Annotated in this window: 23 protein-coding genes; 1 reads left to right on the top strand and 22 read right to left on the bottom strand. The window is 55.0% G+C overall.

From position 1 onward, the window contains the following. Positions 1-3 precede the first annotated feature (3 nt). The 16 genes from C7459_RS08620 to C7459_RS08540 form a co-directional block, all read right to left on the bottom strand. Positions 4-396, bottom strand: coding sequence for an FxsA family protein (locus C7459_RS08620; RefSeq protein ID WP_109688430.1), 393 nt, complete (start codon positions 394-396; stop codon positions 4-6). Further along, positions 393-827, bottom strand: coding sequence for an acyl-CoA thioesterase (locus C7459_RS08615; protein ID WP_109688428.1), 435 nt, complete (start codon positions 825-827; stop codon positions 393-395). Before C7459_RS08615 ends, C7459_RS08620 begins: the two co-directional genes overlap by 4 nt. An 89-nt stretch (positions 828-916) precedes the next feature. After that, positions 917-2674 (bottom strand): pyruvate kinase, encoded by a 1758-nt coding sequence (pyk, locus tag C7459_RS08610; RefSeq protein ID WP_109688426.1) that lies wholly within the window; start codon positions 2672-2674, stop codon positions 917-919. Between the two features lie 68 nt (positions 2675-2742). Beyond that, positions 2743-3702, bottom strand: a complete 960-nt coding sequence (gene pfkA / locus C7459_RS08605) for a 6-phosphofructokinase (protein WP_109688424.1) — start codon at positions 3700-3702, stop codon at positions 2743-2745. Between the two features lie 162 nt (positions 3703-3864). Beyond that, positions 3865-4821, bottom strand: a complete 957-nt coding sequence (locus C7459_RS08600) for an acetyl-CoA carboxylase carboxyltransferase subunit alpha (protein ID WP_109688422.1) — start codon at positions 4819-4821, stop codon at positions 3865-3867. Continuing rightward, positions 4811-5710, bottom strand: coding sequence for an acetyl-CoA carboxylase, carboxyltransferase subunit beta (accD, locus tag C7459_RS08595; RefSeq protein WP_109688420.1), 900 nt, complete (start codon positions 5708-5710; stop codon positions 4811-4813). Before accD ends, C7459_RS08600 begins: the two co-directional genes overlap by 11 nt. A gap of 12 nt (positions 5711-5722) precedes the next feature. Then, positions 5723-5929: a glutamate decarboxylase gene (locus C7459_RS08590; protein ID WP_109688418.1), complete on the bottom strand. Its 207-nt coding sequence runs from the start codon at positions 5927-5929 to the stop codon at positions 5723-5725. 124 nt (positions 5930-6053) lie between these two features. Next, positions 6054-7289, bottom strand: coding sequence for an NADP-dependent malic enzyme (gene ystJ, locus C7459_RS08585; protein WP_109688416.1), 1236 nt, complete (start codon positions 7287-7289; stop codon positions 6054-6056). Positions 7290-7421: 132 nt separating this feature from the next. Next, positions 7422-7901, bottom strand: coding sequence for a phosphatidylglycerophosphatase A family protein (locus C7459_RS08580; RefSeq protein WP_109688414.1), 480 nt, complete (start codon positions 7899-7901; stop codon positions 7422-7424). 70 nt (positions 7902-7971) lie between these two features. After that, the gene (locus tag C7459_RS08575) at positions 7972-11427 is read right to left on the bottom strand and encodes a DNA polymerase III subunit alpha (RefSeq protein ID WP_109688412.1); all 3456 of its coding nucleotides are present in this window, start codon (positions 11425-11427) and stop codon (positions 7972-7974) included. Positions 11428-11526: 99 nt separating this feature from the next. Continuing rightward, positions 11527-11793: a hypothetical protein gene (locus tag C7459_RS08570; protein WP_109688410.1), complete on the bottom strand. Its 267-nt coding sequence runs from the start codon at positions 11791-11793 to the stop codon at positions 11527-11529. 15 nt (positions 11794-11808) lie between these two features. Further along, positions 11809-13479: an ABC1 kinase family protein gene (locus C7459_RS08565; protein ID WP_170119370.1), complete on the bottom strand. Its 1671-nt coding sequence runs from the start codon at positions 13477-13479 to the stop codon at positions 11809-11811. 548 nt (positions 13480-14027) lie between these two features. After that, complete coding sequence (locus C7459_RS08555; protein WP_109688404.1) at positions 14028-14222, bottom strand: hypothetical protein; 195 nt, start codon at positions 14220-14222, stop codon at positions 14028-14030. After that, the gene (locus tag C7459_RS08550) at positions 14203-15555 is read right to left on the bottom strand and encodes an AAA family ATPase (protein ID WP_109688402.1); all 1353 of its coding nucleotides are present in this window, start codon (positions 15553-15555) and stop codon (positions 14203-14205) included. The genes C7459_RS08555 and C7459_RS08550 overlap by 20 nt, the downstream gene beginning before the upstream one ends. 17 nt (positions 15556-15572) lie before the next feature. Then, complete coding sequence (locus C7459_RS08545) at positions 15573-16880, bottom strand: DRTGG domain-containing protein (RefSeq protein ID WP_109688400.1); 1308 nt, start codon at positions 16878-16880, stop codon at positions 15573-15575. A 91-nt stretch (positions 16881-16971) separates the two neighbouring features. Then, a complete protein-coding gene (locus C7459_RS08540) occupies positions 16972-17265 on the bottom strand; it encodes a hypothetical protein (RefSeq protein ID WP_109688398.1) in 294 nt (97 codons plus the stop codon). Between the two features lie 266 nt (positions 17266-17531). Here C7459_RS08540 and C7459_RS08535 point away from each other — a divergent pair, with 266 nt between their 5' ends. Further along, positions 17532-17780: a DUF3243 domain-containing protein gene (locus tag C7459_RS08535; RefSeq protein ID WP_109688396.1), complete on the top strand. Its 249-nt coding sequence runs from the start codon at positions 17532-17534 to the stop codon at positions 17778-17780. A 45-nt stretch (positions 17781-17825) separates the two neighbouring features. Here the strand turns inward: C7459_RS08535 and C7459_RS08530 are convergent, their stop codons facing one another. From C7459_RS08530 to C7459_RS08505, 6 genes are all read right to left on the bottom strand, one after another. Continuing rightward, positions 17826-18512: a metal-dependent hydrolase gene (locus C7459_RS08530; protein WP_109688394.1), complete on the bottom strand. Its 687-nt coding sequence runs from the start codon at positions 18510-18512 to the stop codon at positions 17826-17828. Between the two features lie 36 nt (positions 18513-18548). Then, the gene (locus C7459_RS08525) at positions 18549-18902 is read right to left on the bottom strand and encodes a YlbF/YmcA family competence regulator (RefSeq protein WP_109688392.1); all 354 of its coding nucleotides are present in this window, start codon (positions 18900-18902) and stop codon (positions 18549-18551) included. A gap of 51 nt (positions 18903-18953) precedes the next feature. After that, entirely contained in the window at positions 18954-20303 is a 1350-nt protein-coding gene (locus C7459_RS08520) for a DUF445 family protein (RefSeq protein WP_109688390.1), read from the bottom strand. Positions 20304-20401: 98 nt separating this feature from the next. Continuing rightward, the gene (locus C7459_RS08515) at positions 20402-21475 is read right to left on the bottom strand and encodes a UbiA family prenyltransferase (protein WP_109688388.1); all 1074 of its coding nucleotides are present in this window, start codon (positions 21473-21475) and stop codon (positions 20402-20404) included. A gap of 16 nt (positions 21476-21491) precedes the next feature. Beyond that, the gene (locus C7459_RS08510) at positions 21492-21854 is read right to left on the bottom strand and encodes an Mpo1-like protein (protein ID WP_109688386.1); all 363 of its coding nucleotides are present in this window, start codon (positions 21852-21854) and stop codon (positions 21492-21494) included. A 143-nt stretch (positions 21855-21997) separates the two neighbouring features. Further along, positions 21998-23092, bottom strand: coding sequence for a YheC/YheD family endospore coat-associated protein (locus C7459_RS08505; RefSeq protein WP_109688384.1), 1095 nt, complete (start codon positions 23090-23092; stop codon positions 21998-22000). Between the last annotated feature and the right edge of the window lie 61 nt (positions 23093-23153).

The following is a 23153-nucleotide window of genomic DNA, read 5'->3' as shown; positions in this document are numbered from 1 at the left end:
TCTCTATCGGCGGTAGTACGTGATGCGACCCTTGGACGCGAGACGCAGGAGCCAGATCTTGATCAAGCTCTTGAAGGGCGCACGGATGCCTGGCAAGACCAGGACCAGTCCAAAGATATCGGTGACAAACCCGGGCGTCAGCAACAATGTGCCACCGACGAGGATGCACGCTCCATCCAACAGTGCCTCCCCCGGAATCATCCCCATCGAGAGCTCTTGGCGAATCTGGTTCAACGTGCGTATGCCTTGCTGTTTCAACAGATATGCCCCGAGGAACGAACAGGCGACAATCAAGAAAAAAGTCGGCCAGCCGCCAATGACTTGGCCGACTTGGATCATCGTAAAAATTTCTAGCGCCGGCACGACGATGAGCAGGATCAACAAGATGCGCATCATGTGTCGAGCCCGGCCTTCTCCATGATGATCGCATGCAAGTCCGGGTGGTTTTTATGCAAGCGGATGACTTGGCCTGTCTCCGCTTTTTGAAACACATGCTCAGTCGTCCCGCTGACCAGTTTCGCACCATCGCTCATCCGGGTCACTTCATAGCCAAAGACCAGCCGCAATTTGTTGTACGACGCAATCCACGTGTGTACCTGCACCCGATCGTCGAACAACGCCGAGGCCTGATACTTGCAGGTCACTTCCGTCACTGGCAGATAGACCCCCGCCTCTTCCAGCGGGCGGTACGGAAATCCACTTTGACGCATGAACTCCACGCGCCCAACCTCAAACCAATGAAAATAGTTCGCATGATGGACGATGCCCATCTTGTCTGTTTCGTGATAGCGCACGGTGAATTCCGTGGTGACACCCAATGCTCCCATGAATGCAAGCCTCCCTTTTGCAATTTCTCTTATTATAGCGCAAAAAAACGCTCCCCGGATGAGGAGCGTTTTTTGCCAACCTACTAGACTTACAGCACGTGTGCGACGCCTTCGTAGACGAGACCGGTGCGCGGGTCAACCGTGACGGTGATGCCCGTTTTGAGGTCCTCGGTGGCGTTTTGCACGCCGACGATCACCGGGATGCCCAGCGACAGGCCGACGACTGCTGCATGCGAAGTCAGACCGCCTTCGACGGTGATCACAGCGGCAGCCTTCTCGAACGCCGGGACGATGTCGCGATCGGTCGAGTGCGTAACGAGGATATCGCCTTCCTCAATCGCGAGGATCTCCTCGGTTTTGTTGCTGACGAGCAGACGGCCACTGACCGCTTTGTGGCCGATACCTTGGCCGCGGGTCAACACTTCGCCGATCGTGTGGACTTTGATCATGTTGGTGGTGCCCGGTTGTCCAACCGGAACGCCCGCCGTGATCACGAGCAGGTCGCCATGTTCGACGAGCCCGGACGCGAGCGCGCCTTCCACAGACACGGAGAGCAGTTCGTCGGTGGTTTTCGCCCGCTTGGTCAACACCGGGTACACGCCCCAGCTCAGGAGCAGGCGGCGCGATACCTCGTCACGATCGGTCGTCGCGATGATCGGTGCGTTTGGACGATGCTTGGAGACCATCCGCGCTGTATGACCGCTAGATGTCGCCGTGACGATCGCGTGTGCTTTGAGTTCCTTGGCAACAGTCGCAACCGCGTGCGACATCGCATCGGTGACGCTGCCCGTTTCTGCTTCAAATGCACTGACACGGGAGGACACGAGATGTCCGAACAGAGCTTCCTCTGCACGTTCTGCGATGCGAGCCATCGTCGCGACCGCTTCCATCGGGTACTTGCCGGCCGCCGTCTCGCCAGACAGCATGATCGCATCGGTGCCATCAAAAATCGCGTTCGCCACGTCGCTCGCTTCTGCACGGGTCGGGCGCGGGTTGCGCTCCATCGAATCGAGCATCTGGGTCGCGGTGATGACCGGCTTGCCGAGTTTGTTGCACTTCGAGATCAGCATCTTTTGCGCCAGCGGTACTTCCTCCGTCGGGATCTCAACCCCGAGATCTCCGCGAGCGACCATCAGGCCGTCGGTGACTTCAAGGATCTCATCGATCAGTTCCAGACCTTCTTGCGTCTCGATCTTGGAGATGATCAGTTGGGTCGCACCCTTTTCTTCGAGAATGCGGCGTACATCGAGCACGTCGGACGCTTTGCGCACGAAGGAAGCGGCGATCAGATCGACGCCTTGTTCAATGCCAAAGCGAATGTCCGCGATATCCTTCTCCGTAACCGATTCGATGCGCAGCTTCACGCCCGGCGCGTTGATCCCCTTGCGGTTTTTCAACGTCCCGCCATTGGTGACGCGGCAGTGGATGTCTGGGCCTTCGATTTTTTCCACGACGAGACCGATCAGACCATCGTCGATGCGCAGGTCAGAACCTGGCGAGACGTCCTCCGTCAAACCTTCGTAGGAAATCGAGATGCGATGCTCATCCCCTAGTTCGATCTGTTCGGTGGTCAGGATGATCTTTTGGTCATTTTGCAGTTCAACAGCACCGTCACGCACCATGCCGGTGCGGATCTTCGGGCCCTTGATGTCGAGCATGATCGCCACAGCCTTGCCGACTTCCTCCGATGCTTGGCGGATGTTGCGAATCCGTGCAGCATGCTCGTCATATGTACCATGTGAGAAATTGAGACGTGCAACATTCATTCCGTTGTGAATCAATTGTTTTAAAATTTCGACCGATTCCGATGCCGGACCGATCGTACAGACGATTTTTGTTCTGCGCATGTGCGCTCCCCCTTGAACCTACTGGATGTATCAATGTTAACAAAAAATAGCGAAGTTTGCATGCTTGTTTAGATCGAAAGTACGCCCGCCAATTCATACAGCGACATATCCGGTTGGCGTGGCGTGTTCAGCGCTTCCGTAATGTCGGTTGCCGTGATCTTGCCACCGAGGACGCCAATCATCTTGCCTTGGTCACCTTCGAGCAGCAGGTCGACCGCTTTTGCCCCCATCTTGGATGCTAGCATCCGGTCGAACGCCGTCGGCGAACCGCCGCGCTGGATGTGACCGAGCACGGTGACGCGCGTATCCCAGCCGGTCAGTTCGCGGATGACTTCGCCGATCGCAAAGCCTTTGCCCGCGCCTTCTGCCACGAGGATCAGCGAATGCTTTTTGCCGCGTGCCGCGCCGCGCTTCAACTTTTCGACGATGGTCGCAATGTCATACTTCGCCTCTGGAACCAAGACATTTTCCGCACCGACCGCAACACCTGCCAACAGGGCGATGTCACCCGCGTTGCGACCCATGACTTCGATGACATAGGTGCGCTCGTGCGAAGTTGCGGTGTCCCGGATTTTGTCCACCGCATCGATGACGGTGTTCACCGCCGTGTCAAAGCCAATCGTGTAATCGGTGCAGGGAATGTCGTTGTCGATCGTCCCTGGGATTCCGATCGTCGGGATGCCTTTGTCCGAGAGGATTTTAGCCCCACGGAACGAGCCATCCCCTCCGATCACGACGAGACCGTCGATGCCATGCTGCTTAAACATCGCCACCGCTTTATCTTGTCCCGCTTCCGTTCGGAATTCATCACAACGGGCCGTTTGCAAAATCGTACCGCCCCGGTGGATGATGTCGCCGACCGAACCTAAGTCCATCGGTACGATATCACCCGAAATCAACCCGGTATACCCACGGCGTACGCCCGCTACTTCCAAACCGTGATAAATCGCTTTTCGCACCACGGCGCGGATTGCAGCGTTCATGCCCGGTGCGTCTCCACCACTGGTTAACACCCCGATTTTCCGCATAGATCTCGTCTCCCATCTCCAGTTGTTTCTCTTTAGAGCGCGACATAAAATGTCCCAAGGGACAATTTATGTCCCGTCCATTCACAAAGGATGCGAACACCGCTCCTCTGCAAATACTATGCAGATAGGCTCAGTGTTCGCTCCTCTACCAGCCGCTATGCATCAACCGTTTGCAAAGTGGCCCATCTTTTTAAACTTTTGGTACCGCTGTTCGACCAGTACGTCACCTGGGAGGTCGATCAATTCGTGGAGTGCCGCGAGGATGGTCTCGCGCACGGCCGCGATGGTCGCTTCCGGATTCTTGTGCGCACCGCCGTCCGGCTCACCGATCACGCCATCCACAACACCAAACTCGTGGATGTAGCTCGCCGTGATTTTCATCGTCTCCGCCGCACGTTGTGCTTGACCAGCATCCTTCCACAGCAGAGCTGCTGCACCCTCCGGCGAGATCACCCCGTAGATGGTGTTCTCCAACATGTAGACGCGGTCTCCTACACCTAAGCCCAACGCCCCACCGGAACCGCCTTCACCTGTGATGATGCAGACGATCGGCGTGCGCAGAGCGGCCATCTCCAACAAGTTGCGGGCAATCGCTTCCCCGATCCCGCGTTCTTCGGACGCGATGCCCGGATAGGCACCTGCCGTGTCGATGAAGCAGATGACAGGTCGCCCAAACTTCTCCGCCTGTTTCATCAAGCGCAGTGCCTTGCGATAGCCTTCCGGTTGCGCGAGGCCCCAGCGTCGGGCGATGTTTTCCTTGGTATCTTGGCCTTTTTGGTGGCCGATGATCGTGACTGGGATGCCGTCGAGCTTGCCAATGCCCCCGACGATCGCCATGTCATCCCCAAAGTTTCGGTCGCCATGCAGTTCGAGAAAGTCTGTACACATGCCCTTGATGTAATCGAGGGTCGTCGGACGTTCGGAATGGCGAGCCATCAACGTGCGTTGCCACGGCGTGAGGTCTACATAGATATTCGCAGCCAGCGACTCCGCCTTCTCTTCGAGCTTGAGGATCTCTTCAGAAAAGTCGAGACCGCTCTGCTCGGAAAACGCGCGCAGCTCCTCGATTTTCTTTTGCAGTTCCATCAAAGGCTTCTCAAAAATCAGATCATTCGCCACGAGCGCCACCTCCGTGCATTTCCAAGATCGTCGCCAGAGTTTGTTTCATCTCTTTGCGCGGCACCACCATGTCGAGCATCCCGTGCTTGAGTAAAAACTCAGCCGTTTGGAAATCGTCTGGCAGTTTCTGACGGATCGTCTGCTCGATGATCCGACGGCCTGCGAAACCGATCAGCGCACCCGGTTCTGCGATGTTGAGATCCCCGAGCATCGCAAACGAAGCGGTAACGCCCCCGGTCGTCGGGTAGGTGTTGATAGCCAGATAGAGAATGCCTGCTTCATGCAGCTTCGCGAGTGCAGCCGAGGTCTTCGCCATCTGCATCAGCGAGAAGATCCCTTCCTGCATCCGAGCACCGCCTGACGCGGTGAAGATGATCAACGGATAGCGCTTGGCGATCGCGTGCTCGATCGCACGGGTGATCTTCTCCCCTGCGGCCGAGCCGAGGGAGCCCATGAAGAACGTCGAATCCATCACGCCAACGATCACCGGGAAGCCGCCGATCGTCCCTTCACCCGTGACGATCGCTTCCTTGATGCCCGATTTCTTTTGCTCACGTTCGATTTTTTGCTTATATTCAGGGAAACCAAGCGGGTCCTCGGCAACCATTTCCGAATCATATTCAAAAAAGCGTCCGTCATCGAGCGTCATCATGATGCGCTCCATCGCATTCAACGTATGGTGGTAGCCGCATTTCGGACAGACTTTCAGATTTTTCTCGAGGTCTTTTGTAAACGTTGTCTCACCGCAACGCTTGCACTTGGACATGAGCCCTTCTGGTACCGATACATCGACCGGTGCAACCCGGGTGCGACCTAGTCGTTCTGCTACATCCTGCGAAGTTAGGGTCGCATACCGTTGCTTTTTCTTATGGAAAAGATCCTTCAGCACGCTCTCACCTCATTAATTTGGATAGCGATGCGAGGAGTGGAGGATGTCCTTGAGAACTTCCTGTACCTCGTCTAGCTCAGTTTCGGGAACAAGTATTTCGTACTGTTCCTTGGCGATGTTCGTCTGGCGGAGCTTGACCAGGAACCCTTCTTGCGTCAGCTTGTCCTGAATGCGCTCAGCCGTTTTGGCGTTCGGGGCAATATAGATCACAGTCCACATAGGAGAGCACCATCCTTAGCTAAAACGTCCGTAATTTTGGACTCATCATATCACACGTCCCAACATGCCGCAAGAAAGCGCACGGCGCAAAACGGGTTCCTGCCAAGGCGATTGCGTCTATCGATTACGTGGATTTGATCGCGCTGATTCGACGGGTCTTGTCCGCTACATCGTCCGGGTTCACTTCCACACGAGCCACACCGGTTTCCATCGCAGCACGCGCTACGGCGGAAGCGACGGCCGGCGCCACGCGCGGATCAAACGCTTTGGGAATGACATAGTCGGCCGACAGTTCATCCTCCGTGAGCAGATCAGCGATCGCGAAGGCTGCCGCAATTTTCATCTCTTCGTTGATGGTCTTCGCCCGCGTGTCGAGCGCACCACGGAAAATTCCTGGGAACGCCAGAACGTTGTTGACTTGGTTCGGGTAGTCGGACCGTCCAGTTCCGACGACTTTTGCGCCAGCCGCATGCGCCTGGGCCGGGGTGATCTCCGGATCGGGGTTGGCCATTGCAAAAATGATCGGATCGGGTGCCATCGAACGCACCATGTCCTGGGTCACAGCATTGGCGACCGACACGCCGATGAAGACGTCAGCGCCTGCGAGCACTTGTTCAAGCGAGCCTTGGATGCGCTCGCGGTTGGTATTTTTCGCGATCAAGTCCTTGATCGGATTCATGCCTTCGGTACGACCTTCGTAGATGGCACCCTTGGTATCGCACATGACGACATTTTTGACACCCATAGATAAGAGAAGTTTAATGATAGCAATTCCGGCAGCGCCTGCGCCGTTGGTCACCACTTTAATTTCTTGCATGGTCTTGCCTGTGACTTTCAGTGCATTGATCAATCCGGCCAACGTGACGATGGCGGTTCCGTGCTGGTCGTCATGGAACACCGGGATGTCCATTTCTTGCTTCAAACGCTCCTCGACGGCAAAACAAGCAGGCGCTGCGATGTCTTCGAGGTTGATCCCCCCAAATGTCGGCTCCAAAAGTAGAACCGTGCGGACGATCTCATCAACGTCTGTGGTCGCGAGGCAGATCGGCACGGCATCAACGCCGGCAAACGACTTGAAGAGGACTGCTTTGCCCTCCATGACGGGAAGTGCAGCATGTGGACCGATATTGCCTAAGCCGAGCACCGCAGTACCGTCACTCACAACTGCCACCATATTACCCTTGGAAGTATAATCATAAACACGCTCAGTGGTTTTGTGAATTTCCTTGCATGGCTCTGCGACGCCAGGGCTGTAGGCGAGACTTAAATCGCGGGCGTTTTCTACTGGAACTTTTGATATGACGCCCAACTTGCCTTGGTGTGTGCGATGTAATTCAAGTGCATCTTCTCGCAACGACACGTGCCCTCACTCCTTTTGTGAAGCCCCATTCTTCCCCAACTTGGAGAGAACGGGGCAACTTCGGTACTTAATTATATCATGCCTACAAGGTGCATATCTACTGACTAGTCATAAATTAAATTAATATTATTATCATGTTTTATTTACTGTTTTCCCGGAACGATGCGCGATCCTTGCAGAGGCTGCTGCCGCCACACCTGCGACCAGATCATCGAGGAAAACATGCACACCATTGCTCTTGTCGTTCAGTTTCGCGATGATCCCCATTTTCTCCTTGTCGAGATAGCCAAAAGATGTCAAACCGATCGAACCGTAGACGTTGGTGATCGAGAGGGCGAGGATTTCATCAACGCCATAAAGCGATTCATCGGTGTCGAGGATCGTCTGCATCGGCTCAGGAAGTTGCTTCTGCTCGGCGAGCATGTCGAGCGCGATGCCGGTGTAGAGCGCATATTGCACCTCTCGTTTGGCGAGCACGCGCAGAACGCTGGTGACGCACGGGTCGCGCTCCAAGTCCGGGTGATACGGTTTCTGCAAAATAAATACGATGTCCGCGATGTCGCTGACGGTAACACCACGACTTTCCAGCAGCTTGATGATTTCCGCGTTCATGGGATTCGCCTCCCTAGTGGGTGAAGAGAAGATAGTACCACCCTATGTGCGAATACCCAGAAGGATGACATCATTTCCGCTTTTGTACAACCGCTCCCTCGCCGAGCAAGGCTTCCACGGCCTGCACAAACTGCGGATTCATCTGCACGGCGTACTTTTCCGACAACGCCCGCGCTTGGCGTGACGCGGTGTAGAACAACAACACCTGCGTGGGCCCATGGAAGCGTGTGAGCACAGTCTGCAGTTCGTGCAACCGCGCTTCATCCTCCGAACGGATGCGGATGTAGAGGACGAATTCATCTGCGCGGCTGTTGATTTCCGCTTCCTCCGCGAGATCGCCCTCGTCGTCTGGTGCGAGAACTTTCAAGGAATCGGCGAGGAGTTTCAACTCGTCCTCTTTGTGTTGCAGACGGCCTTTGACAGCGAGAACGGCGTCGCTCGGAAGTTGTTGGAGCATGTCGCCACAGCGCTTGTACGTCTCGGGGAACAGCACGACCTCCACCATCCCGGTCATGTCCTCCAGTTGGAAAAACGCCATGCGCGCGCCTTTTTTCGTGTGAATCTGCTTAAGCCCATGCACCATCCCCGTCATCGTGACCTGCGCATTGTCTGCCGTCTCCACCAACTCACTGACCCGCTTGTCTGCCAACCGCGCCATCTGGCGGCTGTACGGCTTCAGCGGAGATCCTGTCACATACAACCCCAGCAGTTCCTTCTCCATCTCCAAACGTTCGCGCTCTGGATAATCAGCCGCCCGTGGCAACTCGAATTTCGTGGCTGCCTGCGGTGCCTGTTCCTCCATGATCCCAAACAAGTTCATCTGGTTGTCGTCCTTGTCCCGTTGGCGCAACCGCCCGCGTTCGGCCGTCTCCTCCAGCGCCAACAGCATCGCCCGGCGGTTGCCGTGCAACCCATCGAACGCGCCGGCGCGAATCAGCGACTCCAGCGCTTTTTTGTTGCACGCACGAGCATCCACCCGTTCGCAAAAATCGCTCAGATCGGCAAAAGCGCCGCCTTCGCGCCGTGTCTGCACCAGAGATTGAATGCCGGACAGCCCGACATTTTTGATCGCCATCAGCCCGCAACGGATCTTGCCACCCTCGACGGTGAACCCAAACGAACTGGAGTTCACATCGGGAGCCAACACTTCAATCCCCATCCGGCGGCAGTCTTCCACATACTGCGCCACTTTGTGATGTGACATCATGACAGAGGTCAGCAGAGCCGACATATACGCGGCCGGATGATTGGCTTTCAGATAACAGGTCTGGTAGGACAGCACACCATAGGCCGCCGCATGCGCCCGGTTGAACCCATAATCGGCAAAGCGGACGATCAAGTCGTATACGTCATGAGCCAACGGTTCGGCGTATCCTTTTTGCATACAGCCTTGGACAAAAAGCGTGCGTTGCTCGGCGAGCACCTCGCGCTTTTTTTTGCCCACCGCGCGGCGCAACAGGTCGGCCTGCCCAAGCGAGAAGCCGGCCATCACCGATGCGATCTGCATGATCTGCTCTTGGTAGACGATGACACCGTACGTATCTTCTAGAATCCATTGCAAGTCGGGATGCGGGTAGCGCACGGCCGTCTCGCCATGTTTCGCCTTGATAAAGGTCGGGATGTTCTCCATCGGGCCCGGACGGTACAGCGAGATCACCGCGATGATGTCCTCGAAGGAACTGGGACGCAGTTCGCGCAGGACGTTTTTGCACCCGCTGGATTCGAGCTGGAAGCAACCGTCCGTGTCGCCGCGCATCAGCAGTTCGTATGTGCGCGGGTCGTCCAAGTCCATCTGGTTAAAATCGATCTCGAGCCCTTCTGTTTTGCGCACGATCTCAATGGCGCGGTCGATCAAACTGAGGTAGCGCAGACCGAGGAAGTCCATTTTTAACAGTCCGACGTCCTCCAACACTTCCATCGAATACTGAGTGACGACCCCGCCCTCCGCCCCGCGTTGCAAAGGCACATAGGCGGTCAACGGTTCCTTGGAAATCACCACACCCGCTGCATGCAGGGAGGTGTGGCGCGGCAGACCTTCGATGGCGAGCGCCGTATTGACGAGCCGTTGGACGAGCGGGTCGGACTCATGCAGTTGCTTGAGGTTCGGTTCCAACTCCAGCGCTTTGGTGATCGTGATCCCGAGCTGTCCGGGAATCAGTTTGGCGGTGCGGTCGATGACATGTGCAGGCAGGTCTAACACCCGTCCCACATCGCGAATCGCCGCCCGCGCCGCCATCGTACCGAACGTCACGATCTGCGCCACGCGATCCGTACCGTACTTGTGCGTCACGTACTCGATCACTTCACCGCGCCGTTCATACTCAAAGTCGATGTCAATATCTGGCATCGAAACGCGTTCTGGGTTCAGGAATCGTTGAAACAACAGATTGTAGCGGATCGGGTCGACGTTGGTGATCCGCAACACATAGGACACCAAACTCCCGGCCGCCGATCCGCGCCCAGGCCCGGTCGAGATCCCGCTCTCATGAGCGAATCGCATGAAGTCCCAGACGATCAGAAAGTATCCGGCGAATCCCATCTGGACGATCACGTCGATCTCATAGTTCAACCGCTCCATGATCTGCGGAGTTTCCACCCCATAGCGGACTTGTACGCCGCGCATGCAGAGGTGGCGCAAGTAACTCTCCTCGGTGAAGCCTGATGGCAGGTCAAAGCTCGGCAAATGGTTGACGCCTAGCTCCAGTTCGACGTGGCAACGATCCGCGATGAGCCTCGTGTTGGCAAGGGCTTGTGGCACATGGCGGAACAGATCCTCCATCGCTGGACCCGGTTTCAGCCAATACTCGGGTGCGGTCAGTCTGGCGCGTTCCGCGTCTTGGATCGAGCGACCTTCGCGGATGCAGGCGAGCACGTCTTGGCTCGGGGCATCCGCTTGGTGCAAGTAGTGGACATTGTTCGTGACGACCAGCGGGAGGTTGAGTTGACCCGCAAGTTGCAGGGTCAACTGGTTGACCTGCTTTTCCGCCAGCTCCCCGTGGTCTTGAAGTTCGAGATAGAAGTTCGCAGGGCCAAAAAGCGCCGCGTATTCTTGCGCCGCGTCAGATGCGCCGTGGAGGTCACCTGTCAGCAGCCGTTGGCCGACTTCACCATCGAGACCGGCGGAGAGGGCGATCAATCCGTCTCGGTACTGGTGCAGGAAATTTTTATCGATGAGAGGCTTGTCATGCAAGCCTTGCAGTTGGGCGTGGGAGACGATCTGTAAGAGATTGCGATAACCTTGCAGAGTTTCAGCCAGCAAGATCAACTGCCACGGTTGTTCGCCGCGTGCTGGGCGTTCGTGCTGACTGCGGCGGGCAACATAAACTTGACAGCCAAGGATCGGCTTCAAGCCGGCCGCCTTGGCTTTTTTGTAAAACTCCACAGCGCCGTACATCGCGCCGCTGTCTGTCATGGCGACGGTGTCCATGCCGAGTTCCTGTGCCTGTGCGATCAAACTGTCAATGCGGCACATGCCTTCCAGCAAGCTGTATTCGGTGTGTACATGCAGGTGGACGAAGGGTTGCATCGTCCTCCCCCTTTCTCTAGCGAACAGATATTCTCCCTATTATACCGAACCGTAAAAAAAGCACCAAGTGCCGCAGATGCGGACTTGGTGCTTTTTGCGCTACTTGCAGCAGTTGAACCAACGCAGGAGCCAGCGCAGCGGCAGAGGGAGCCACGTGTGTGCTTTTTTCTGCTCGTTCAGGAAATTCACGTAGGCGTCGGCGACGCGGCGGTGTTTCTCGACTTTTTCCTTGTCCCCGCGAATGGTGACGCGGTAGCCGTCTTCGAGGTGCTCGACCTCGATGTTGCAGTTGCAACTGCAGTCCGACCCACAGCAGGATTCTGTCTGGCAAGTTTGTTCTTGCTCTTGCTTTTCATGCTCTTCCATTTCTGTTCACGCTCCCTATTTGAGTTCTTCGATCCAGCGCAGGTGCTTGACCGCGCTGGATCGATACCAAAAGGCGCTCACCAGCGCAAGTCCACCGCCGCCCCAGAGCAGGTACTGGTCAGCTACGAAATAATACCCGACCCCTGCGACGGCGAGGCCCATGAGCGCCGTCGCAAACGCATAACGCTTTCTCGACGTGTAGACTTCGTGCAGGAACTGGTTTTTCTGCTTGACCTTGTCCCACTCGCGACGGCGGCGGGGTTCTTCTAATGACTCCGAGAGTTGGCGCGGCAGTTTGAGCAACTGCCGCCCGATGTCGAGCGCGTACTTCTGGACCGTTTTCCACGTCCCAGAACTTCCTCCGCCAACGCCTGCTTGATCACCGCCGTTTTTGCTCAACCACTCGTTGATGATCGGCTTGCCGACTTCCATCAGATCGATCTGCGGGTTCAGCCCGTAGAGCACACCGATAAAGGTCGAGACCGCCCGCCCGAGAAAAATAAACTCGCTGGGCAACTGGATCGGCTGTTGGCGCATGACGCTCTGGATGTCATCGGTGATGTGCTGGACAAGTTCATAATCGACGTTCGCCATGTCTTCGTCCTCATAGAACTGCACGACCAACTCGAGCACCCGCTCCAATTCGCTCCGGTTGGCATGCGGGAGGAGAAAGCGCAACTTCTCCAAGCTCTCGATGACGCGGCTGAAATCCTTGAGCACAAGTCCTTCGACCACACCTTGTATCTGCGCTGCGTCTTGCTTTTTGATCGTGCCAACCATCCCGAAGTCGATCAGCACGATCCGCCCGTCCGGCTGGACGAGGATATTGCCCGGATGCGGATCGGCGTGAAACTTGCCTTCAAAAAACAACTGCTCGGCCACCGCATTGAACAGCTTGACGGCGATCTCTGCACGATCGATTCCGTGCTGTTCCATATAGGCGTAGTCATTGATCCGCGCACCCTCCATCCACTCCATGACCAACACGCGCCGTGTGCAGTGCGCGCCATAGTAACGAGGGATGTAGAGGTCTGCGTTGTCTTGGTAGCGTTGGGCGAAGTATTCGCCGTTTTTCAACTCTTGCTTGAAATTCAGCTCGTCGCCGATCACATAGGTCATCTCGCGGTAGAGTGCGGGGAGGTCGGCTGTCTTGCCGATCTTGGTGAACTTCGCCGCCAGCCAGCAGACGATGCGGATGGCGCGGAAGTCAGCGCGGATGATTTTTTCAATGCCAGGGCGTTGGATCTTCACGGCGACTTCCTCGCCCGTGTGCAAGTAAGCTTTGTAGACTTCGCCGATCGAGGCGGAGGCGACGGGCTTCTCACTGATCTTATGCAACACACTCCCATAGGGAGCCTCCCATTCGCTTTCGAGGACCTGCTTGGCTAGATCCCACGGCACAGCGGGCACTTGGTCGACGAGGTCGGTTAGCTCTTGGATGACAACCTGCGGCACCACATCTGCGCGGGCGCTGAGGAATTGGCCGAGCTTGATCAGCAGTCCTTCGAGTTGGAGGGATTTGCGCTTGTACGTGAAGGCGATTTTGCGAAGCAGATCCTCCCACTTCGCTTGGGTCGCCGGGTCCATCTTGCCCGGATTCCGCTTTTGAAACCAGATCACGCGGAGGAAGAACCCGGTGAACATGAAGACGATGGTGGAGATGCGGTAGAGGGAATTGCGTTTCATAGAGGGTTCTCTTCTCTCCTGTTTGTGTTTTGCTAGTATTATAACATTAATGAGTAGTATAATTTGTGGACAAAAAAAGTCCGCCGCAATTCGCGGGGACTTTTTTAGCATTCAAGTCGAACTTCTGCCCGGCCCTCTTCATCCAATTGGACAATCTCGTGAGGAAGGTCTGACCGTATCCATAATTCAAGACCTGGATGATTCCAATCCAAATAATGTATCATTTCCTGATCATCGATCGGCAAGCTTTTCCACTCTTCAATGGTCATCCGATCTAAGTTGGGGTCGGATTGGATCTTTAGCGAAAGTAGGTCATTCTGTACAGCCGTATACAACTTGATACTTTTCACTTGTATCCCTAAACTTTCCAGTAACCCGACTGCTCGTAGAATCGAAGCTTCAAACTGATACTTTACTTTTCTCCACTTCGATTCCTTAATCGTTCGTTTGCATTCGATGACATGCAAGACCCAGCTTTCGTCTTGTTGTTGTACCGCAAAGATTCCATCCACACATTTTTTGCTTACAAGATGCGTACATTCCTTGCCTTACAATTTCAGATGAATGACTTGTGTTGACGGGAAGAAACAATGCACCTCTGCTTCGATTTCGGGTGTTACTTTGCCGTGCTCATCCCTTTTTCGCTCTACAACAATCGCATGGTTCTCTACAATTTCAAAGTGATCCGGTTGTATCCACAAATTGAAACGTTCAATAATCGGCTCATTCGTCATCTTCTTCATCTGGTTCAAGCTCCATAAATTTAATGGTTTGCATGGTCTGTTCCCTAATGCTTTCAGAAAATGTCGGAATCGAGTAACCACTGGAAGTTAAAGGAAGTTCCACGACTTCCGTGTGACTGCCGATGGAACTAAATTGATATGCCTTAACTTTAGAAGAATCAAGAAAATCCTGTTCCAAATATCCATATGCTTGCGCTAAACGTTCCCGATCCCTGTTGTTATACAACTTGATTAGATTGTTCAACTGTTGAAACATGGTGTCACTATGGGTCGTGATCCATACGGGTAGTCCAGCGTTGACGAGACGAACTAGGGCTACTGCCATTTTCTGTTGCATTTTCAAATGCAAGTGGGCTTCCGGCTCCTCTACAATCAGTGCTTTCAAGTTGATATCAGATCGAAGGAAGAGAACCAATGGTGCCAATTCTGAAACCAAACTAGATGTCGCATGAAACGGAAGTACATCAGAACCATCTATAGGCTGATAACGATAGATCGGAACTGGGGTATTTTCCCTCGTAATCGTTCCTTCCAATACCTCACGTTCCAAAAAATCAGCAATGGAATCATAATTTGCTTCCAGATTAATATCAAGGCTAACCAAGTCTTGTAGGAAGTTATTGGTCGGCCAGTTCAACGTCGTACTCTGTTTGGAATTCCCCTCAGAAAACTCTCCCCCGTAGCCACGTTGAATCGCATCGCGAACTAAAGTTCGATACGTCATCATAAAACCGGTTCTGGATGCTGGAAGGTAGCTCGGACCTCTTCCAAATGACAAGCTCAATTCACCAAAAACGAACCCACTACAGATCTCAAACAACAATTGAATTTTGCGAGTAAGCGATAACTCTTTAAAATGCTGTGGGATCGGTATGGCTGCCCTCTCTGTATTCACCATAGTCAGGGATAACGAAGTAGAAGTATTGAATTCAATCCGATAGGGTTCGCGAGTCAATGCACCGATGGATATATGCCCGATCGTCGTCCTACGATTGAAAATACGGCTAACCAGCCAGTCTTTACTTGTCTCCAGAGCAACATTTATCAAATCTAGAAATCTCCGATTACCTTCGTTGTCAAAAGAGAACGGTCTGCCTTCAGACTGCTCGATTCGTTCTTCGAGCCACCTTACGCACTGTTTCAGTTCTTCAGTATCGGGACCTATATCTACAAACAATTCTTGACCTGCATGTAATAGCCCCCACAACAAAGACATGAGATAACTCTTCCCCGAGTTATTCTCCCCGGCAAAGATCATAAACGGACGAACCTCGATGCTCGCCTCTTTGATTTTCCCGAAGTTTTCTACATGAAATGTCCACGTCTGTTTCATCCGAGTTGACCTCCTAACTAACGCTCCAACACCTGCGCCGTCAACAGCGCCTTGCCCATCAGATCATGCCCGCTGTATATCTCCACATCGACCTTGCCAAACTTCCGACCAATGTCGATCACCGTCGCCACCACGGACACTTGGCTCTCAATCTGGATCGGTTTTAAAAAGTACACCGTTACATTCTCCACAACCATGTCCGAATTCTTCAACCGCCGGATCGCGGACTCCCCGGCTTCGTTGATCAAGGTCATCAGCACACCGGGGTTGATCGATCCCAACTGGTTCGTCATGATCGGTGTCACCACGCCGGAGAGCCGCACGCTGCGCTCCTCGCGAGCCTCTTCAAACCCGCTCAGGATCAGATCTTGTATCGTCTGCCCCTGCGGTTGGTTTTGGTTGTACTGCAAGGCCCGCAAGACATCCTGTCGCGAGATCACACCCACCAGTTTGCGGTGCTCCACCACGGGCAACAACTCGATTCCTTCCCAGATCATCGTGTGTGCCGCCGACGCGACCGAGGTCCGCCCCGTGACGGTGCGCGGGCTTTTCGTCATCACACGCTCCAAGAGCTGGTCTCCTGCTACAGCCGCCACGTCCTTGGATGTGATGATCCCGTGCACCTTCCCATCCCGATCGATCACCGGGAATCGCGTATGCCCCGTCTGCTCCACCATGCGGTGCCAATCACCGACCGTGTCTCCTAGATGCAACGAAACCGGTTCAGCTTTGTCCCGATTGACCAAATCCTCGACGAGCAGGATCTCCTTTTTGATCAGGCGGTCGTCGATGGCACGGTTGATCAACGTGGCGATGGTGAAGGTGTCATACGCCGAAGAGATCAGCGGCAACGCCAAGGCGTCCGCCAACTCCTTGACCTCGTCTGATGTGTCGAAGCCCCCGGTGATCAGCACCGCTGCACCGTGCTCCAGCGAGGCTTTGTGTACCGTCTCACGGTTGCCCACGATCAACAGCGAATCGACGTCCACGTACTTTAACATCGCGTCGATCTTCATCGCACCGATCACGAACTTGGAGAGCGTCTTGTGCAAGCCCGCTCGTCCGCCCAGCACCGTACCCTCGACGATGTTGACCACTTCGGCAAAGGTCAGGCGCTCGATGTTTTTCTTTTGCTGCTTTTCGATGCGCACCGTGCCGACCCGCTCGATCGTGGAGACGATGCCTCGCGCCTCGGCATCCTTGATCGCGCGGTAGGCGGTGCCCTCACTGACTTCCATCGCCTTCGCGATCTGCCGCACGGAGATCTTGCTCCCGACCTCCAAGGCTTCTATATAAGTTAAGATCTGCTCGTGCTTCGTTGTCATTGCCGAACCTCCGGACTGTTCTGGTACTCTTATGATACAACAAAACAGAAAAACGCACCCGTCATTTCGGAGTGCGTTTTTTCCTGTACGATCAATTCATGTATCTACGCTTGCCAGAAGTCTTGGAGTTGGTGGGTTCACGCAGGTTGCGCAAGGTGCGCGCCAGCCAATCGCTTCGACGGCGGCGGATCTGACGTTCCTTGTCCACGCCGATCAGATAATATAAGTTTGCGCCAATGAACAGCATCGCAAACGCCAACCACGAGATCGTAAAGACTCCGCGGATATCCATCGTCACATCAGGCACGCGCGGCAAGGCGTAAAACAACATCGCCAAGCCCACGGTCAGATAGACAAACGCACGCATCGTGTGTTTCCGTTGCAAGTTCGAATCCCCCTCTTGGTCCCCATCGATTGGTACAAGATATGCTCTTGTCCCGCTGACTATGCAGCTGAGGCCAAAAAAAACGGTGACCTGTAAGGGTCACTCGAAAAGGGGGTTTTGTCGATGTAGGTCTATCATATCCTAACTTTGTTACGGCACGATTACAGCAACCTTACAGCTCGATAACTGCATATCTTGGGCCTCGCGGAGGCATTCTATATTTCGTGCACTACCATTCCAGCCAAAACTTCGGAGGAGGGATCTCGATGTCCGTACTGAGCAACTTCGAACAATGGAAAGAGTTCCTAGGCGACCGTGTGAGCCAAGCAGTGGAGGCCGGCATGTCCCATGACAAAGTCGACAGCGTTGCATTCCGCGTTGGGGAATACCTCGCAGACAAGGTCGATCCGAAAAACGAACAAGAGCGCCTGCTCGCCGAAATGTGGCGTGTATCCGGCGAAGAAGACCGTCACGCGCTGGCTCGCGTCATGGTCAACCTCGTCGCGCATCACTAAGAAAAAAAGGGCCTCCCTCGCGGAGGCCCTTTTTTGTGTACACGATTAGATCTCGATGGAGGCGCCAGATGTGAGCACTGCCCCCTCCAGCCCGAACTCACCCAAGCGTTTCGCGAACGCATGTGGGTCCTGCTGAATCACCGGGAACGTGTTGTAGTGCATCGGGATCGTCACACCCGCTTTCAACCACGTCGCAGCCAGCACCGCATCGTCTGGGCCCATCGTGTAGTTGTCCCCGATCGGCAACAACGCCGCGTCGAGCTTGTTTAATTCCCCGATCCATTTCATGTCGCCAAATAACCCCGTGTCCCCAGCGTGGTACAGCGTCTTGTCACCGATTGTCAGCAAGATGCCTGCTGGAGCACCGCCATATACGACCTCTCCATTTGGCATGTCTAGACCTGCGCCGTGGAAGGCCAGCGTCAATTTCACGCGGCCAAAGTCAAAATCAAAACCTCCGCCCTGCCCGAGGCCGTGCGTTTTGGCCCCCAGCTTCTCGAAGTGGTTCGCCAACTCGAAGTTGGCGATGATCGGGCAATCGTTGGCCAGTGCAATCGGCAGTGCGTCCGCGATGTGGTCAAAGTGTGCATGAGTCAGCAGCACAGCATCGACTTTCACATCGGACGGCTTGATGGTTGCGCTCGGGTTGTGTTCGAGGAATGGATCGATGATTACACGCTTGCCGTCCGCTTCGACGACAAAGGTCGAGTGTCCGTGGTAGGTCAGTTTCATTGTGTTAGGTTCCCTCCGATGGTTGGCTGGTCGTTGTTAGACACTCTCCGGCGCGTTGATCACAGAGCGAACTGCTTCGCCGAGAATTTTATGAATGTCCGAATACAGCACACTGAAGCGATATTCCATTTCGAGATATTCGCGCAACGTCGTATGTTGGTGGACCACGTCTTGCATCCGCTGGAACGCCAGAGTGTCCTGCTCCGTGATCTCCTCCCCCATCAGCCGCCGAGTTTCCAATTCCCATTGGCGGCGGCGGAAGTCATCGAGGAGCTTTTTCGCTTGGAGATTCGTGTCTACCTCGTTCTTTTTCGCCACCAAGATGCGAAATTCCTCACTCTCACGGATCGCCCGCGCCAATTCGTGCGCTCTGTCATATGGATTGTTCATCGCTTCGATCCTCCTGCCAAATTGTAGAGTTCGAATCAATTTATGCGAGGTTTACAGTCTAGAGACCAAGGCTTGTATCAATCCGATCAAAGCCCCGAGGATTCCGCCTAAGTAGGTGATCATCTTGACTTCCTTGTTCACGACGGAGAGCACCAATTTCTCCAATGTGGGGATCGGATAGGATTCCACTTGCTCCTGCACGATCTGGCGCACAGAGAGCGCTTCTAGCAGTTCTGGCAGTGCGTCGATCATCTGGTCGCGCAGGTAATGCCAGAGTTGTCCGATCAAGCGATCGACCGTCTCCGTATGTTGAACATACAGGTTGCGCACGTCGAACTCCATCACACCACCCAGCACACGACGCAACAGATCGCCGATCGTGTGTTCGCTGGCTCCTGCAAGCAACCCGTTCACGACGAGGCTGCGGAACTGCGAGCGGGTCGCAGCGTTTTCGTCGAGCGCTTGGTCGAGCAGGGTCTCCAAGATTTTTTCCAACAGGCTGTTGAAGTCTGCTGTCGACAGTTTGCCGAGGTAGCGGCCAACCGGTTGCTCCCAGAAGCTGCTGAGCATGTGGTGCAGCTTGTCCTGTGCGAGCTCTTGCACCGACGCAGATTGCACCACCGATTGCAGGCGCGGCACGATATCGGACGACACGCGCTCTGGCGTGAGGAACGACTTGGCCATCGACCCGATCAACGGGATACTCTCGACTTTCTCTGTCAGCATCCGGGCGATCGCATCCACGAACACCGGCTCCTCCATCCAGCGGGCAAGCCCGTCCAACAAGGGCTCAACTTGTGCTCGCAGACGGTCCTCGACCAAATCGCGGGCGCTTTCAGGCAGCACTTGTTGCCACGTCGTCGTACCTGCCGTCAGCTGTGCGTGCAACGGATCGGCAAAACCGGCGACGAGGTTGCGGCGAACTTCCCCGTCAGACAACGTCTCGCGCAGGTGGTCGAACAGCGCATCAGCCATCGAAGCAACTCGGGCTCGACCTTCCCCTTGTTGTAAAAAGGAGATGATCTGCTGCACCAAAACCGTCTCGATCCGCTCCTGTGCAGTGTCCCCGAACATCCGGCGGCTCAGCATGCCAAGGGTCGGGGCTTCGTTCAAGGTCTTGCTAACCGCTTGGATCACCGACCGCTTGACGGCAAATTCCAACGCCGGGCGGCCGAGTGACTTTGCGACTCCCTCTGGGGTCAGCAGATCGTGCTCGACGATCTCGCCGAGTTTTTCCGCCAGATCAGACTGGCGGGATGGGATCAGCCCCGGTGTAAACGGCAAGCGTTTGCCGAAGACCTTTTTCTCCGTCCACGGTCGAAATAACATCACAATCGCCAGCCAGTTCGTAAACAGACCGATGACAGCGCCTACGAGTACATTGATCACTAACAGTTTCATAAGGTCTGACTCCTCCTTCTCAACATACAAGTATACCCAAAAAAACAAAAACCACCAACCGCTAGACCCACGTCGGCCGATGCAAGCGGTCTCTCTTCCTATTTAAAGATGGCGGGTCCTTGGGCGTTGGATGTCGATTCATCGAGGAGCCTCATCACGTTGCGGTAACTGCGCGGCATGCGAGCGTCGAGACCGAGGCGCTCGAACAGCAGGAACGCGCAGGCGTGCACACCGATCGCACAGAACATCGTCCAAGAGGGATCGAGGATCAGGCCGAGGGAGGCCATGAAAAAGACCGGGTAGAGAAAGAAAATGGACTGTGCCGTTTTCAACATCGCTGGGTTGTGACGGTGCTTGTATTTCAGCATCATCATCGGGCAGATAAACACGCTCCACAACGGGACGATCCACACCGTAGGCGGGAACGCGCCGAGCAGAATCGGGAGGATGAACAACAGTGGGGTCGAGGTGATGCAGACCGCCACAAAAAGCACGGCTGCTTTTTTGGTTCGAAACATCGTGGCGGTGGTGCGGATGCCAGCCGCCTTGTCCCCGTCATAGTCTTGAAGGTTTTTGGCTGTGCCAAACAACCCGAAAAAGATCGTACACAACAGGCACAGCCAGATCCATTCGTTCGAGGGTGCGACAGAGCCGCCCGTCTGCATCAGGTAGGCGTACCCAAAGGGAAATGAGATGGCACAGGAAAAATTGATCAGTGAGAGAAACGGGTGGCGCTTGAAGCGACAAGGTGGGAATGAATATTGGTTCATCAGCCAGACCGCCAAGATCATAAAGAGGGAGAAGGCGAGGTTCAAGGTGAGGCAGGCCAGCACAATCATGAGGAGTGACATCCAGTTGTTGACGCGCAACAACCGCCGCAGGCCGTAGATTCGGGCGATCTTGACGCGGTGTGGGAGGTTGACTTTGTCTTCGCGCAGATCGGAGACGGTGTTGCCGAGGTTGACAACCGTGCCGGAGAAGAAGCTGAGCAGCCACCCCAGAGCGAATAGAAATGGATGTGCCAGAATCGAACTATGAAATGGGCTCGCTGTATTCGTTCCCATCCACCCCACTACGAAGGAGAGCGCGGAGGGGAAACCTGTCCGCAGACGGGACAGTGACAGCAGACAGTAGAGACGCACGAGAAACGGGAGTTCGTGCGATTGTTTCAAGTGAGACCCCCCTTGCTTAGTAGACGCGGCGTTGCTTCCGCGCACGCGGCAACTTGACCAGACCGATCTGTTCAAGTGCCATCAGAAACACACAGACCTCTTCCACGACCGCCATCAGGAGCAGACCTTTCCAATCCCAGCCGTTTTGCTGAATAAATTTCGCGAACGTCGGCTGGTTGTGCTCAAAGAGAAAATGTCCGCTGATCGCCGGGATGTAGGTGATCGGTATCAACAGCCACAGCAGCGGTTGCAACGTAAACAGCCCATACCAGAACAAGCACCAGCCTAACGTCATCGAGATCACGTGCAACCAACGATTGGTCTGGTTCTCATGCATCTCCAAGTACTCAGAAAAAAGCTTCTGAAACTTAAATTTCATGAATTCACATCCCTTCACTATTTTCGAACTACACTTATTGTCCACCCAAATTAGTCAAATGTCCATAGACAATACAACTTCCGAATAAAAGTAACAAATCACCAAAAAGAACCCCGACCTCCAGAGCGGAGCGGGGTTTTTCGCTAGCGTTCTAGCAAGTAAGCAGCGAATTCAGCGTGCAATTCGGCACAACGTGCCACTTGGTCGGCGTCGAGGATGTTGCGACCGGGGCGCGCGTTGACGTCGAGCAGCCAGAGTTTCCCCTGTCGATCAAGACCGAGATCAAGCCCCAGAGCCGCGAGACGAGGTGCTTTTTCCGTATAGGATCGGGCGATACGTTCGGAGAGGTCGAACACTTCGTCTAGTTTGGGGAGACGGGTCCGTTCGCCCCGCACCGCCTCCTCCAGCCACTTCCAGTCATGGCGTGATCCACCCGCATGATAGTTGCTGACGATCGAGTTCGGACGCCCACGCTTGACGACGAGCGCCACCTGCTCCCACTTGCCACGGCGATTGCGTTGCAGATGGGTGCGCAAGTCGACTTTGCCTTTGTCGATGTGGATCAACTCCACACCTTGTTGCAGGAGAAAGGGACGGCGCTTGCACTCGCGGCGAATCAAGCGCACCAGTTCAGTGCGCGTCATCGCGACATCGAGCGGCTGCTTGGTATTGCTGAACTTGGCGGCCCGCACGGAGAAGCGCTGCTGGTGGTAAGGCGCGATCTCGAGGATGCCCTGCCCGGAGCTGCCATGAAGTGGTTTCAGGTAGACGCGCTCGTAGCGTTCGAGCATCTGAAAAACCTGTTGCGCTTCCACGAGCAATTCAGTCTCCGGGTGGTGCTGCCAAAGTGCCCTGTCCTGGCGAATCCACTCGGCCAACTCGTGCTTGTTGCCAAGCCTCGGGTTGAACAAGGGCGTCCCCCGATCGCGGAAAAAGCGCCTCGCTGCGCGCACGTCCGGCTTGGTCGCGAGATGGACATAGACGTTTTCGTAGACGATGTCGGGCAACGGTGTCTGCGTGCGGGTCCACGTCCCCCCGACCGATACATAGCCGACGACAGCTCCCTTGGTCGGCAACAAATCCTCCGGGCGAAACAGACAGAGCGTGAGTCCTTGCTCCACGGCTGCTTTTGCCAACTGGCACCAGACGGCTTTTGGCGTATAGGAAGCACGGCTGCGCGGGTCGTTCTGGGACGGGACGGACGTGGTGATCACGCCGAGAATCGGACGGGTGGTCATGCTTGCTCATCTCCTTTTTCTTACCATATGTCAGAGGTTGCAAAAATGGGTCTGGGAACTT

The organism is Tumebacillus permanentifrigoris, assembly GCF_003148565.1.
Taxonomy (GTDB): domain Bacteria; phylum Bacillota; class Bacilli; order Tumebacillales; family Tumebacillaceae; genus Tumebacillus; species Tumebacillus permanentifrigoris.
This window is presented reverse-complemented; position numbering and strand designations above follow the sequence as displayed.